Origin of the sequence: Longimicrobium sp. (assembly GCF_036280135.1) — a bacterium.
In the GTDB taxonomy this organism is placed as follows: domain Bacteria; phylum Gemmatimonadota; class Gemmatimonadetes; order Longimicrobiales; family Longimicrobiaceae; genus Longimicrobium.
Genome location: NZ_DASURI010000662.1, coordinates 1 through 12,665, shown reverse-complemented (window position 1 = coordinate 12,665; position 12,665 = coordinate 1). Strand labels below are relative to the sequence as shown.

General features: G+C 72.0%; 11 protein-coding genes and 1 pseudogene. 5 read left to right on the top strand and 7 right to left on the bottom strand.

Annotation, left to right across the window (positions count from 1 at the left end; genetic code table 11):
- Positions 1–645 precede the first annotated feature (645 nt).
- The 3 genes from VFZ20_RS21545 to VFZ20_RS21535 form a co-directional block, all read right to left on the bottom strand.
- Positions 646–1,491 (bottom strand): LytTR family DNA-binding domain-containing protein, encoded by an 846-nt coding sequence (locus tag VFZ20_RS21545; protein WP_329686011.1) that lies wholly within the window; start codon positions 1,489–1,491, stop codon positions 646–648.
- Complete coding sequence (locus tag VFZ20_RS21540) at positions 1,488–2,624, bottom strand: sensor histidine kinase (protein ID WP_329686010.1); 1,137 nt, start codon at positions 2,622–2,624, stop codon at positions 1,488–1,490. The genes VFZ20_RS21545 and VFZ20_RS21540 overlap by 4 nt, the downstream gene beginning before the upstream one ends.
- Before the next feature lie 221 nt (positions 2,625–2,845).
- Entirely contained in the window at positions 2,846–3,862 is a 1,017-nt protein-coding gene (locus tag VFZ20_RS21535) for a bifunctional oligoribonuclease/PAP phosphatase NrnA (RefSeq protein ID WP_329686009.1), read from the bottom strand.
- 323 nt (positions 3,863–4,185) lie between these two features.
- On the opposite strand from VFZ20_RS21535, the gene VFZ20_RS21530 reads away from it, so the two are divergent.
- The 5 genes from VFZ20_RS21530 (at position 4,186) to VFZ20_RS21510 (ending at position 7,688) form a co-directional block, all read left to right on the top strand.
- A complete protein-coding gene (locus VFZ20_RS21530; RefSeq protein WP_329686008.1) occupies positions 4,186–5,691 on the top strand; it encodes an amino acid permease in 1,506 nt (501 codons plus the stop codon).
- A 532-nt stretch (positions 5,692–6,223) separates the two neighbouring features.
- Positions 6,224–6,604, top strand: coding sequence for a hypothetical protein (locus VFZ20_RS21525; RefSeq protein ID WP_329686007.1), 381 nt, complete (start codon positions 6,224–6,226; stop codon positions 6,602–6,604).
- Positions 6,605–6,606: 2 nt separating this feature from the next.
- Positions 6,607–6,864, top strand: coding sequence for a DUF5985 family protein (locus VFZ20_RS21520; protein ID WP_349264117.1), 258 nt, complete (start codon positions 6,607–6,609; stop codon positions 6,862–6,864).
- Positions 6,849–7,127 carry a DUF5985 family protein gene (locus tag VFZ20_RS21515; RefSeq protein ID WP_329686005.1) on the top strand — a complete coding sequence of 93 codons (279 nt, stop codon included), beginning with the start codon at positions 6,849–6,851 and terminating at the stop codon, positions 7,125–7,127. Before VFZ20_RS21520 ends, VFZ20_RS21515 begins: the two co-directional genes overlap by 16 nt.
- Positions 7,128–7,265: 138 nt before the next feature.
- A complete protein-coding gene (locus tag VFZ20_RS21510) occupies positions 7,266–7,688 on the top strand; it encodes a response regulator (protein WP_329686004.1) in 423 nt (140 codons plus the stop codon).
- A gap of 560 nt (positions 7,689–8,248) precedes the next feature.
- On the opposite strand, the gene VFZ20_RS21505 is transcribed toward VFZ20_RS21510, so the two are convergent.
- From VFZ20_RS21505 to VFZ20_RS21490, 4 genes and pseudogenes are all read right to left on the bottom strand, one after another.
- A complete protein-coding gene (locus VFZ20_RS21505; protein ID WP_329686003.1) occupies positions 8,249–9,763 on the bottom strand; it encodes a hypothetical protein in 1,515 nt (504 codons plus the stop codon).
- 3 nt (positions 9,764–9,766) lie between these two features.
- Positions 9,767–10,684, bottom strand: a complete 918-nt coding sequence (locus tag VFZ20_RS21500; protein ID WP_329686002.1) for a metallophosphoesterase family protein — start codon at positions 10,682–10,684, stop codon at positions 9,767–9,769.
- A 59-nt stretch (positions 10,685–10,743) separates the two neighbouring features.
- Positions 10,744–11,811: a tRNA (adenosine(37)-N6)-threonylcarbamoyltransferase complex transferase subunit TsaD gene (gene tsaD, locus VFZ20_RS21495; RefSeq protein ID WP_329686001.1), complete on the bottom strand. Its 1,068-nt coding sequence runs from the start codon at positions 11,809–11,811 to the stop codon at positions 10,744–10,746.
- Positions 11,808–12,665, bottom strand: a pseudogene (locus tag VFZ20_RS21490) (hypothetical protein); the annotation flags it as partial. The gene tsaD and the pseudogene VFZ20_RS21490, both read right to left, overlap by 4 nt.

Here is a 12,665-nt window from a genome sequence, read left to right as displayed (position 1 = left end):
ACGAGGCCGGCCCCCATGCACCGGGGCCGGCCTCTCGTTTCTCACACCATTCGTTCCTCGCACACATCCGTCCACACGCGCACCAGCGTCATCCTGAGGGGCCCTCACCGGCCGTGACCGTACTGGATGCATACGGCCCCGAAGGATCTTGCGTCCAATGCACGAGGCCGGCCCCATGCACCGGGCCGGCCTCTCGTTTCGCACACAATTCGTCCCTTGCACACATCCGCCCACACGCGCACCAGCGTCATCCTGAGGGGCCCTCGCGGGCCGTGACCGTACTGGATGCATACGGCCCCGAAGGATCTTGCGTCCAATGCACGAGGCCGGCCCCCATGCACCGGGCCGGCCTCTCGGTTCGCACACAATTTCGTCCTTCGCACACACCCGCCCACACGCGCACCAGCGTCATCCTGAGGGGCCCTCGCGGGCCGTGACCGTACTGGATGCATACGGCCCCGAAGGATCTTGCCCGCAAAGCTCTGCGGCTGCCCTCGTGCACGGAAGCCAATCCCGAGTCTCGCACACAAGATCCTTCGTCGCCGCCACGCATCACGCGCGGGAGAAGTCCGCGCGGCGGCTCCTCAGGATGACGCTGCCGAGGAAACGGGAGGACTCGAGCACGCATCTGTCATCCGACGACGATCACAGCGCCTGGCCGAGGGCGGATTCCAGCGCGGCGCGGCGGCGGCGGCTGACGGTGACCTGCGTGCCGTCCTGGAGGAGGAGCACCAGCTGGCCGTTGAACCACGGCTGGATCTCGCGCACGCGGTCCAGGTTCACCACGGTGGACCGATGCACGCGCACGAAGCGGCGCGGGTCCAGCCGCGCGGCCAGGTCGCCCAGCGGCTCGCGCAGCAGGTGCGTGGCGCCGCCCGCGTGCACCTCCGCGTACGACCCCGCCGCGCCGATCCAGTCGATGTCGTCCACACCCACGAACGTCCACCGCTCACCGCGCGGCACCAGCACCCGCGACGCCCATCCGCTCGCCGGCGGCCCGGACGCCGTGGCCTCGTCATCCGCCGGGCGGAGCGGATCAGCCGTCGGCGCGGGGGCAGAGGACGCGACGGACGCCAGCAGCGCATCCAGCAGCCGATCCGACGCGCCGCGCAGGCGGCGGTCGCGCACGGCTTCCTTGGCCCGCGCGACGGCGGCGTAGAAGCGCTCGTCGCTGAACGGCTTGAGCAGGTAATCCACCGCGCGCTCGTCAAAGGCGCGCAGGGCGTAGGCATCGTACGCCGTCATGAACACCGTCACGGGACGCGACGCGGCCGGCAGCGCGGCCAGGCAGCCGAACCCGTCCAGCCGCGGCATCTGCACGTCCAGCAGCAGCAGGTCCGGCGCGAGCGCCATCACCGCGTCCGCCGCCTCGCGCCCGTCGCCCGCCTCGCCAACGACCTCCACGTCGGGATCGGCGCCCAGCAGGCGCACGACGCCGCGCCGGGCGATCGCCTCGTCGTCCACCACCAGCGCGCGAACGGGCGGCGTCATGCGCCCTCCCCCGCCCCGCCGGCCGCCGCCAGCGCCGCGCCCGCGTACGACAGCGGCAGCTCCACCGTCACCACGGCGCCCCGCGGCCCGTCGCGCACGGTGAGCGAGGCCGCGCCCCGGTACAGCTCCGCCAGCCGCGCGCGCGTGCCCGCCAGCCCCACGCCCGTCCCCGGCGCGGACGACGCCGCGGACACGCCCGGCCCGTCGTCCTCCACGGAGAGGACCAGCCGGCCGTCCGCCACCTCCGCGCGCACCGTCACCTCGCCCTCGCCCACCGCGCCCACGCCGTGGCGGATGGCGTTCTCCACCAGCGGCTGCAGCAGCAGGCGCGGCACGCGGGCCTCGCGCGCGTCCGGGTGGATGACGGCGGACGTCCGCAGCCGGTCGCCAAAGCGGATGCGCTCGATCTCCAGGTAGCGCTCCGTGAAGTCCAGCTCGTCCGCCAAGGTGGCCGTGTGGTCGGCGTCGTCGCGCAGGGTGCGGCGCAGCAGCTCGCCCAGGTTCAGCACCACGGACAGCGCCTCGCGGCTCCCCGTCTCGCGCACCAGCATGGCCACGGTGTTCAGCGCGTTGAACAAAAAATGCGGCTGCAGCCGGTCCGAGAGCGCCTGCAGACGGGCGCCCGCCAGCTGCGCCTCCAGCCGGGCCGCGCGCGTCTCGCGCTCGCGCAGGGCGCGCTGGACCGCCACCACCTGCGCGCCCGCCAGGACGACGGCGTAGAGGACGAGGGTGGAAGGCAGACGGTTGGCCGCCATCCCCAGGATGAAGCCGGATGTGACGGGCCGGTCCTCGCCCATGATCCACCGCGCGCCGAACGCGAACGCCAGCGCGGGGATGAGGGAGAGAACGACCGCCACGGCCAGGTGCACGGGCAGGTGCCGCGCGAGCCCTCCGCGGACGAGGGGAAAGCGGCGGCCCAGCGAGAGCACCAGCGGCGTGAGGGCGGCCCAGGCGAGGTACGGCACCAGCTGGTACAGCATCATCCGCCACCACGGCGGGCCGCTCTCGCCCAGCAGGGCGTAGCCCAGCACGGTCTGGCTGCCCACGAGCAGGCCGTACAGCAGCCACGCGCCCGCGATCATCGCGAACGCGCGGCGCCCCATCCGCCCGGCAGGCTCGCGATGCAACGTCATGGGATTCGGATGCGGGAGAGAGCTGAGATACGACGATGGAGACGCCGTGCTTTCGATACGTCCGCCGGCGCGCGGACGTTCCCTGTCGTCGATGGATGCCGCGCGGAGGCGGCTTCGCGCGAGGGTTCTCCCCCTCTCCGCGAAGAACGAGCGGGGAGGGGGCCGGGGGGTGGGGCGGGCTGCTATCGGTGCGATCCATCCCCCCCTCGGCAGATCCGTCCTCAGTGCTTGAGCGCCTGGACGACGGCGTCCACGACGCGGTCCACGACGTCCTCGGCGGGCTCGTGAAAGGTGGCGCCGGCCGCCTTGACGTGTCCCCCGCCGCCGAACTGCCGCGCGACGTAGTTCACGTCCGCCGCGCCGTTGGAGCGCAGCGACACCTTGGTCTCACCCGGCGACGTCTCGCGAAAGAGCAGCGCCACCTCCGTGCCCTCCACCGAGCGCACGTGCTCGATGAGCCCGTCGAAGTCCTCGCCCGAGACGCCCAGCCGCGCCGTCACCCGGTGCGGGATCACCATCCACCCCACGCGGCCGTCGGCGCTGGCGCCCAGGCTGTCCAGCGCCTCGCGCAGCAGTTCCAGCCGCCGCCGCGGCGCCGTGGCGAACAGGCGGCGGTAGACCACCTCGGGGTCGATGCCCAGCCGCATGAGCTCCGCCGCCACGGCCAGGACGCGCGGCGTGGTGTTGCCGTAGCGAAACGAGCCCGTGTCGCTCACCAGCGCCACGTACGCCCCCAGCGCCGACGCGCGGGGGATGGGGTCGCCGGCCAGGGTGATGAGGTCGTACACCATCTCGCCCGTGGCCGCGGCGGAAGGATCCTGCACGGCCACGTCGCCCACCACCTCGCGGCCGGGCGGATGGTGGTCCACCACCAGCGTGCGGTCGCGGGGCAGGCGCGGCGCGAGCTGGCCCACCCGGTCGGGCTCCGACGTGTCGAGGACCAGGAAAAGGTCCGCCTCGTCCAGGGCCGCGTCGGCCTCGGGAGAGCCCAGGTCCGCCACCACGTCCTGCCGGTGCAGCACGAAGCGCAGCGAGTCAGGGAACGGTGTGGGGTTCACGATGGTAGCACGTACTCCGCGGCCCTCCAGCCACGCCGCGATGGCCGCCTGCGAGCCGGCGCCGTCGCCGTCGGCGTTGACGTGCGTGTGCAGGACCACGTGGCGGGCCGCCAGCAGCGGCTGCAGCAGCCTGCGCAGGGGAAAGGCGCGGGACTCGGGGACGGCCAGCAGGTCGCTCATCGCGTTGGGTGCAAGGGTGCGGGCTGGCGTGGATGCTACGGACCCGGCGCCCCGCGCGCAACGTGCGCGGCCGTCCGGGCCCGCGGGGGACGGCATTCGGCCCCCCGTGCGAATTGCGCCGCGCGGGGGCCTGAACGCTTGACGGCGCTTACCCGGCGGTTACATTCAGCCCCCAATCAGAGAAGAATGCTGCTGCGGCTCCACCTCCCGCCCCCGGGGACGAGCACCGCCAGCCCACGGCCCCGTACCCCGCGGGGCTACCCTCAACGTTCCACAACCCCCACCCATGCGGCGGACGAACGTTCGCCCAGACAGGAGCTGTCATGAGCCTTTTCGCGCGTAAGTCGATCGACGAGCTGCGCGCCGACGCCTTCAGCGAAGGCGAGCACGCGCTCAAGCGGTCACTCACCGCCACCAACCTCGTGCTGCTGGGCATCGGCGCCATCATCGGCGCGGGCATCTTCGTGCTCACCGGCACGGCGGCCGCCCGCAACGCGGGTCCGGCCGTGGTCATCTCGTTCATCGTCGCCGGCCTGGGCTGCCTGTTCGCGGGTCTGTGCTACGCCGAGTTCGCGGCCATGATCCCCATCGCCGGCTCGGCCTACACGTACGGCTACGCCACGCTGGGCGAGTTCATCGCGTGGATCATCGGGTGGGACCTGATCCTGGAGTACCTGTTCGGCGCGGCGACGGTGGCGGTGGGCTGGAGCGGCTACTTCACGGAGTTCATGCGCGAGATCGGGCTCAACCTGCCAGATGCATGGACACAGGCGCCGCTGGCCGTGCAGGGCACGCACACCCTGGTGCGCAACCCCGGCGCGGTCATCAACCTCCCGGCGATGATCCTGATCCTGCTGATGACCGCCCTGCTGGTGGTGGGCATCCAGGAGTCGGCCAAGTTCAACAACGTCATCGTCTACGTGAAGACGGTCATCGTGCTGCTGGTGATCGGCTTCGGCTTCCAGTACGTGGACACGGCCAACTGGCACCCGTTCATCCCCGAGAACACGGGCGAGTTCGGCAAGTTCGGCTTCAGCGGCATCGTGCGCGCCGCGGCGGTGGTGTTCTTTGCCTACATCGGCTTCGACGCGGTGTCGACGGCGGCGCAGGAGGCCAAGAACCCCCAGCGCGACCTGCCCATCGGCATGCTGGGCTCGCTGGCCATCTGCACGGTGCTGTACATCCTGATGGCGCTGGTGATGACGGGCATGGCGCACTACACCGAGCTGGACGTGCCGCACCCGGTGTTCGTGGCGCTGGAAAAGGCGGGCGAGCCGCTGGCGTGGCTGCGCTACTTCGTGAACGTGGCCGCCATCGCGGGCCTGGCGTCGGTGGTGCTGGTGATGCTCATGGGCCAGCCGCGCGTGTTCTACAGCATGTCGCGCGACGGCCTGCTGCCGCCGGTGTTCGGCAAGGTGCACCCCAAGTACCGCACCCCGTACATCACCACCATCCTCACGGGCTGCATCGCGGCGCTGGTGGCCGGCTTCTTCCCCATCGGCCTGCTGGGCGAGCTGGTGTCCATCGGCACGCTGCTGGCGTTCGTGATCGTGTGCGGCGGCATCTGGTACCTGCGGGTGAAGGAGCCCAACCGCGAGCGTCCGTTCCGCACGCCCATGGTGCCCCTGGTGCCCATCCTGGGCATCGCCACCTGCGGGTTCATGATGTACTTCCTGCCGGCGGACACGTGGCTGCGCCTGATCATCTGGATGGTCATCGGCGTCATCATCTACTTCCTGTACGGCCGCAAGCACAGCGTGCTGCAGCGCACGGGACACCAGGTGTTCGAGGCCGAGCCGTCGCGCCCCAACTTCACGCACGAGCAGTAAGCGTTCTGCTCCGCGCGACGTACGCCGCCCCTTTCCCGGATGCCGGGAGAGGGGCGGTTTTGCGTGGGGGCGGTACGGGGTATGGAAGTGCGAAAGTGCGAAAGTGCGAAAGTGCGAAGTGCGAAAGTGCGAAAGTGCGGCGGCAGCACCTTCCCCCCCACAGACGGCGTGGGAAAGGGGACCACGCACGAGGGTCCGGCGTCTGCCGGCCCGCGAGGGGCCCCCACCCCCCGGCCCCCTGCCCCCGCTTCGCGGGGGAGGGGGAGAACTTCAATCTCGCGGCAGGCAGCCCGTGGAAGTCTACACCCTCTCCCGCGCAGTTTGCGGGAGAGGGTGCGAGCGACAGCGAGCGGGTGAGGGCCTCCCGCCGCCCTGCGAAAGGGCTCGATCTCGCCTCCATGGTTGCGCCGGGGCGCCATCCGTCCCAGGTTGGGCCTCCGCGCCGCGTGGGCGGCGGTGACATCATCTACTCGGGTGCGGTCTGCATCCTGCGGTCGGCGCAGCCAGGCGCCACGCGGAAACACGGGAGCGGATGAGCCAGGCGGACATACCCCAGGTCGTACGCGCGTTCATCGCGCAGAACATCGAGTCGGCGGAGCTGCTGGAAACGCTGCTGCTCGTCCATTCCGCCCCCCAACGGGAGTGGACCCCGGACGACGTGGCGCGGTCCATCTACACCGTCCCCGCGTCCGCCATCCGCCGCCTGGAGCAGCTGGTGGCGCTGGGGCTGGCCGCGCGCGGCGCCGGCGAGGCGTACCGCTACGCCCCCGGCACCCCCGAGCAGGCCCGCCATGTGGACGCGCTGGCGGCGGCGTACCGTGCCAACCGCGTGGCCGTCATCAACCTCGTGTACGCCACGCCCCCCGACCCGCTCCGCAGCTTCGCCGACGCGTTCAAGCTCAGGAAAGACTGATGATGGGGACCCTCGTCTACGCCCTGTGCGCCCTGACCAGCCTGGCGTGCGCCGTGCTGCTGCTGCGCGGCTACACCCGCACGCACGCGCGGCTGCTGCTGTGGAGCGGGCTGTGCTTTGCCGGGCTGGCGCTCAACAACATCCTCCTTGTCGTCGACAAGCGGCTCGTCCCCACGATGGACCTGTCGCTGTGGCGGTCCGTTCCCGCCCTGGTGGGCGTGGCCCTTCTGCTCTACGGTCTGGTATGGGAGACGCGCTGAGCGCGGTGGTGAGCGGCGTGCTGGTGGCGGGCTACGCCGTCGCCGGCCTGTTCTTTCTTCGCTTTTGGCGCGACACCCGCGACCGGCTGTTCGGCATCTTCGCGGCCGCGTTCTGGCTGCTGGCCGCGCAGCGCCTGGCCCTGGCCCTGTCCGCGGACCCCAACGGCGAGCAGCTGATGCTGTACGGCATTCGCCTGCTGGCGTTCGTGCTCATCCTGGCCGCCATCGTGGACAAGAACCGCGGCTCCTCCCGCCCCGACTGACGCGGTACGGCACAGAGAGCGGCGCGTTACGTAGCAGATGCACGAAGTCGTTGTCCGGCGGGGTCCGCGGGGCTAGATTGATCCTTCGCCCCGCCGTTTTCCAGGCACGCAGTTTGGCGACCCGATCCGAGGTGGCCCATGTCGCGCGTGACCGTCCTTGTCGTCGATGACGATCCCGATCAGCACACCCTGTGCGGCGTGTTCCTGGAGCATTCCGGGTTCGCCGTCCTGCACGCCTTTGATGGCCAGGAGGGGGTGGAGATGGCGCGCGCCCACCAGCCGGCGTTGGTGCTGATGGACGTGCGCATGCCGCGGATGGACGGCATCACGGCACGCAGGGCGCTGGCGGCGGACCCGGCCACGGCGCACATCCCCGTGGTGGCCCTGAGCGCGGACGTGCTCACGTGGCCCGAGGCGCGGGTGGTGGAGGAGGGCTTTGCCGGCTACCTGCCCAAGCCGTGCAACCTGGAGCGTATCTCCGGCCTCATCGAGCGCCTGACGCGCGCGAGCGCGGCGCAGGGGTGCGCGGCGGCCGGCCCGGGGGCCATGATGGCGGTGTAGGGGCGAGGGCCCTCACCCGCTCGGCTGGCCCTCACCCGCTCGCTGTCGCTCGCACCCTCTCCCGCAAACTGCGCGGGAGAGGGTGTAGACGTCTACGGGCGCACTGCACTTTGGCGGAGGGCCTGCGGGCGAGGAGCCGGTGAGGAAGGCCTCGGCGCTGCGCGACGGGGGGCCCTCTCCCCCGACCGCCTTTTGCTCGTTCCTCGCAACGGCGGTCGACCCCTCCCCCAACTTCGGGGGAGGGGTTTGTCGTAGGGACGGTTCAGCGCGCGAGGACAACTTCCACGCGGGCCCGCAGTTCTCCCCCTCCCCCGCGAAGCGGGGGCAGGGGGTCGGGGGGAGGGGGCCCTCCGCCCGCGATAGAGGCTCGCTACATCACGCGAACCCAGTCCGGCCGTCGTGCCTGCACGAACTCGACGTCGTGCCAAATGCCCGCCCGCGGAACTCCGCGCGCGGGCATTGTCATTCTGCCGTCGTTCTCCCCCTCTCCGCGAGGAACAAGCGGGGGAGGGGCGGGCCGCTGCCGGCGCGATCCGTCCTCCCTCGCTCGATTCCGTCCTCTACGGCTCCCGCACCCGCCCGGCCTTTTCCGCCTCCTGCGCACGCTGCCGCGCCTGCTCCGCCGCCTCCGTGGCCGAGCCGGGCTCCCGGCCCGACGGACGAGTCGGCGTCGGCTGCGTGGGCCGGGGCGCGGGCGCGCGCTGCGCGGGGGGCACGGTCTGCGTCCGCGCCGGTCGTTGCGTCGGCGCGGGGGCCTCGTCGTCGCCCACGCGCTCGCCGCGGGCGGCCTGCTCCATCTCGTCCCGCGCCTCGTCCTCCGCGCGGGTGCGGGACGGCGCGGCGCGGTTGCCCTGGATGGTCGCGCCGCCCAGGCGAAGCCCCTGCACGGGCAGCCCCTCGGGAAGCATCCGCTCGATGACGGCCGTGTTGATGGGCTCCGCCTCCACGTCCACGTCCACGAAGCGCAGGGTGTCGCCCACGATCATCCCGAAGTCGCCCGTCACGTGCGTGCCGCGCGCCCGCACGTCCACCTCGCGGCCCAGGAACATCAGCCCCTCGGGCCGGTTCTCGATGCGCAGCGACATCTGCCCCGTGGCCTCGCGAGGAAAGCGCGGATACAGCCACAGCAGGTCGCGGAATGCCACGCTGTCGCTGCGGAAGGCGATGTCGTACATCGGCGCCTCCGCCTCGTTGAACCACTCCGGGAAGCTGTCCGTGCGCACCACGCCCGACATGGACAGCCGCGAGTTGGGCAGGGCGATCACGGGCGCGTCCAGCTCCACGTGCGCCCGCAGCAGCGCCACCTGCCCCTGCACCTGGTTGAAGCGCACGGTGTCGCGAAAGATCTGCGCGACGCCCCGCAGCGAGTCCACGTGCAGCCGGGAGCCGTTGGTGCTCCCCGGCGCGAAACGGACGCGGGTGATGCGCCCGTTGAGCCGCGTGAAGTTCATCGTCCGGATGTAGCCGCCCCGCACGCGGTCCACCAGCACGAGCGACGTGTCGCTCAGGGCATCCGCCACCATCGCCCGCTGCGCGCGGGGGGAGAGCGTGCTGTCGGGCGACCACGGCGTCTGCACGCGGACAACGCCGTTCACCATCCGGATGGTGTCCAGCAGCGTCGCCCGCTCGATGCGCGGCTCGTTGGGATCGCGCGTGGTGGTGTCCGCGAAGATCGCCTGGTAGTTCCACAGGGTGTCGCCCGGGAGCTTGAAGACGTACACCTCCGGGTCGTACAGCGTGGCGCGCGTGATGTGGATGCGCGGCGACAGCAGCGTGGTGATGCGGTAGTCCAGGTACGCGCTGTCGGCCACGACAAAGGGGCGGCCCTCGTTGTCCACCAGCCGCAGGCCGTAGACCTTGGCGCCCTCGAACAGGTTTCCCTCGATGTCGCGCACGTACAGCTTGCCGCCCCGCACGTTCTTGCCCAGCGCCTCCAGCGTGCGCTGCAGCACGAACGCGTGGCCGCGGTCCGTGCGCGCCACGATGTTCAGGACGAGAAGGACGATCAGCAGGCCCAGGGCAAAGCCGCCCAGGCCCCACGTGAGCATCCGCACGGTGCGGGCGCGCGACGCCACGGCCTAGCCCTCCCCGCGGGCCGTGGCGCGCGGCTCCTTGCGGTCATCCATGAAGATGCTCTCCATGCCGTGGCCCACGTCGCTCTCCTCGTCCAGCAGCGGCGGACGGCCGCGCCGAAAGAACAGGTGCCGGCTCGTGGGGACAAAGTCGCCCGCGTCCTCGAAGTACATGTAGTGCGTCACGCGGATGACGCCGCCGCCCAGCCGCAGCACGTTCAGCGAGTTCTTTTCCCGCTCGCGCGCCCGGCCCCGGCGCGACGTGCTGGTGCCGCTCTGGGCGATGATGATGCCGTGCTCGCGGTCCGTGCCCGCGTACACGTCCAGCGAGTTGCCGATGTACGCCCGGTGCAGGTGCCCGCCCAGGATCAGGTCCACCCGCATCTCCGTGAACGCGTCCAGGGCCCGCTTGGCCTTGGGCATCACGTCCGCGCCCTCCCAGTCCGGCGGCGGGGCGAAGTGGTGATGGGCCACGATGATGCGGTGCACGTCGTCGGGCACGCCCTGGAACGCCTCGCGGGCAAAGTCGATCTGCCGGCGGTGGATGCGCCCGTTGGTGATGGCCATCCGCGGCGCCGTGCTGTTCAGCGAGACGATGACGGCCCCGGGGATGGTCGTCACCGAGTCCAGCTTGTCGCTGATGTACGTGCAGTAATGGCGGTACGGGTCCGACAGGCGCTCCAGCCCGCGGTACAGGGGCACGTCGTGGTTGCCCGGCGTGACGACCGTCGGCACCCGGGGCAGCGTGTCCAGGAACGCCCGCGCGGCGGCGAACTGCTCCTCGCGGGCGCGCTGGGTAAAGTCGCCGGAAGCCACGATGCAGTCGGGCGCCAGCCGGTGCGCGAACGCGCGCAGGGCCTCGCCCACCCTCTCGTGGTACGGCGGGCCAAAGTGCAGGTCGGAGACGTGCAGCAGGGAGATCAAGCCGGCTCGGACGGGGCTGTACGTGGATTCGATGACCGCGCGAACGGAACGGGTACCTGCTACCCGCGTGCCAGCGCGGGAGGTTCCCGCGTCAACCCGGGAAACGGCAGGTCCGCGCGGGCGTTCAGGTCCAGCCCGCCGGCCTCGCCCCGGCGCCAGCGAAAGAGCCCCGCGCGGGCGATCATGGCCGCGTTGTCCGTGGACAGGCGCGGCGACGGCGCGTACAGCTCGCCGTCCCGCCCCAGCCTGCGCCTGAGCGATTCGCGCAGGGCGCGGCTGTTGGCCACGCCGCCGCCCAGCACCACGCGCCGGCACCCCGTCTCGCGGACGGCGCGCATGGTCTTTTCCGTCAGCACGTCCACGACGGCGGCCTGGAACGACGCGGCCACGTGCGGCACCTCGTCCGCCAGCGTCCCCTCGGATTCCAGGCGGCGGACGAGCAGGCGCAGGGCGTTCTTCAATCCGCTGAACGACATCTCGTAAAAGTCCGCCTCCCCCGGCTTTTGCCCCCGGTTGAAGAGGGGACGGGGGAGCGGATGCCGCTTGGGATCCCCCTCCGCCGCCGCGCGCTGGATGGACGGGCCGCCGGGATAGCCGAGGCCGAGGATCTTGGCCGCCTTGTCGAACGCCTCGCCGGCGGCGTCGTCGCGGGTGGCGCCCAGCAGGTGGTACTCGCCCCAGGCGGGCACCCACAGGAGCATGGTGTGTCCCCCGCTCACGAGCAGCGCCACGAACGGCGGCTCGGCGCCGGGGTGCTCCAGCGAGGTGGCGAACAGGTGCCCCTCCATGTGGTGCACGCCCACGACGGGCTTGCCCGCCGCCCAGGCCGCCGCCTTGCCCCACGCCAGCCCCACGAGCAGCGCGCCGATGAGCCCTGGCCCCGCCGTCACGGCCACGAGGTCCACGTCGTCCAGGGTGACGCCGGCCTCGCGCAGGGCGCCGTCCACCACGTCGTCCACCGTGCGCAGGTGGGCGCGGCTGGCCAGCTCGGGGACCACGCCGCCGTACAGCTGGTGGATGTCCTGCGTGAAGATGACGTGCCCCAGCAGGTCGTGCTCGCCCCGCAGCACGGCGGCGGAGGTCTCGTCGCACGAGGTCTCGATGCCCAGCACCAGCGTGTCGCTCACGGCGCCCCTCCGCGCTGCGAGTCCGCCGGGGCCGCGGCGGGCGCGGCGGCAGCCGGGGGCGGCGCCGCGCCTTCGGGGTAGATGCGGACGCGGGCCGGCGTGGCCACGGGCGTCGCGCCCCCCGGCAGGCCGTCAAAGACGAGCGGCGCGTCCACGCCTTCGGGCGGGATGGCGGCCGGCAGCGAGTCGCGCGCGACGACGGCGCGGACGGTGACGGGGAGGATGCGCTCCACGACGCGCCGCGGTCCCTGCACGTTCAGCTGGATGCGCGACGGCGTGGCCTCCAGCCCGTCGGGCACGTAGACCTGCACGTCGCCCAGGGACCGCTGGCCGCGGACGTCCATGGCGCCGCTCACCCGCACGGCGGGGCGCGAGAAGCTCAATCCGCCCATCCCCGCCGTGTCCAGCTCGATCTGCCGGGAAAAGGTGCTGTCCGTCGTGGGGACGATCTCGAAGCGCTCCGTCGTCACGGAGGTGATCTCGGCCAGGCGGTCCGCCGGGCCCGTGACGCGCACCTCGGCGGGGAGGATCTCCACGCTGTCGCTCAGGACGTAGCGGTCCAGCGACCGCCGGCCGATGCGGGCGCGCACGGGCACCACGCGGCTGGACAGGCGCTGCAGCTCCAGCCGGACGACGGCGGGGCGGATGTCCTGCACCCGCACCACCAGCCCGGCGGGGATGCGCAGCATGGAGGGATCCACGGGGAACGCGCGGCGGTCGCCCACGTTGCTGAGCGGAAGGACGAGCGTGGGGCGGTCCAGCGCCAGCTCCCACAGCTCGCGGCCGGGCCCGGAGAACTGCACGCGCACCTCGGCGGGCTCGGGCACGCCGCTCAGCACGTACTCCGGGTCGCG

What these genes read in the sequence shown, in the direction of transcription:
- VFZ20_RS21545 (WP_329686011.1), bottom strand. Translation starts at nt 1,491, where the DNA reads ATGACGCCGCCCGTTCGCGCGCTGGTGGTGGACGACGAGGCGATCGCC.
- VFZ20_RS21540 (WP_329686010.1), bottom strand. Translation starts at nt 2,624, where the DNA reads ATGACGTTGCATCGCGAGCCTGCCGGGCGGATGGGGCGCCGCGCGTTC.
- VFZ20_RS21535 (WP_329686009.1), bottom strand. Translation starts at nt 3,862, where the DNA reads ATGAGCGACCTGCTGGCCGTCCCCGAGTCCCGCGCCTTTCCCCTGCGC.
- VFZ20_RS21515 (WP_329686005.1), top strand. Translation starts at nt 6,849, where the DNA reads ATGGGAGACGCGCTGAGCGCGGTGGTGAGCGGCGTGCTGGTGGCGGGC.
- VFZ20_RS21520 (WP_349264117.1), top strand. Translation starts at nt 6,607, where the DNA reads ATGGGGACCCTCGTCTACGCCCTGTGCGCCCTGACCAGCCTGGCGTGC.
- VFZ20_RS21530 (WP_329686008.1), top strand. Translation starts at nt 4,186, where the DNA reads ATGAGCCTTTTCGCGCGTAAGTCGATCGACGAGCTGCGCGCCGACGCC.
- VFZ20_RS21525 (WP_329686007.1), top strand. Translation starts at nt 6,224, where the DNA reads ATGAGCCAGGCGGACATACCCCAGGTCGTACGCGCGTTCATCGCGCAG.
- VFZ20_RS21510 (WP_329686004.1), top strand. Translation starts at nt 7,266, where the DNA reads ATGTCGCGCGTGACCGTCCTTGTCGTCGATGACGATCCCGATCAGCAC.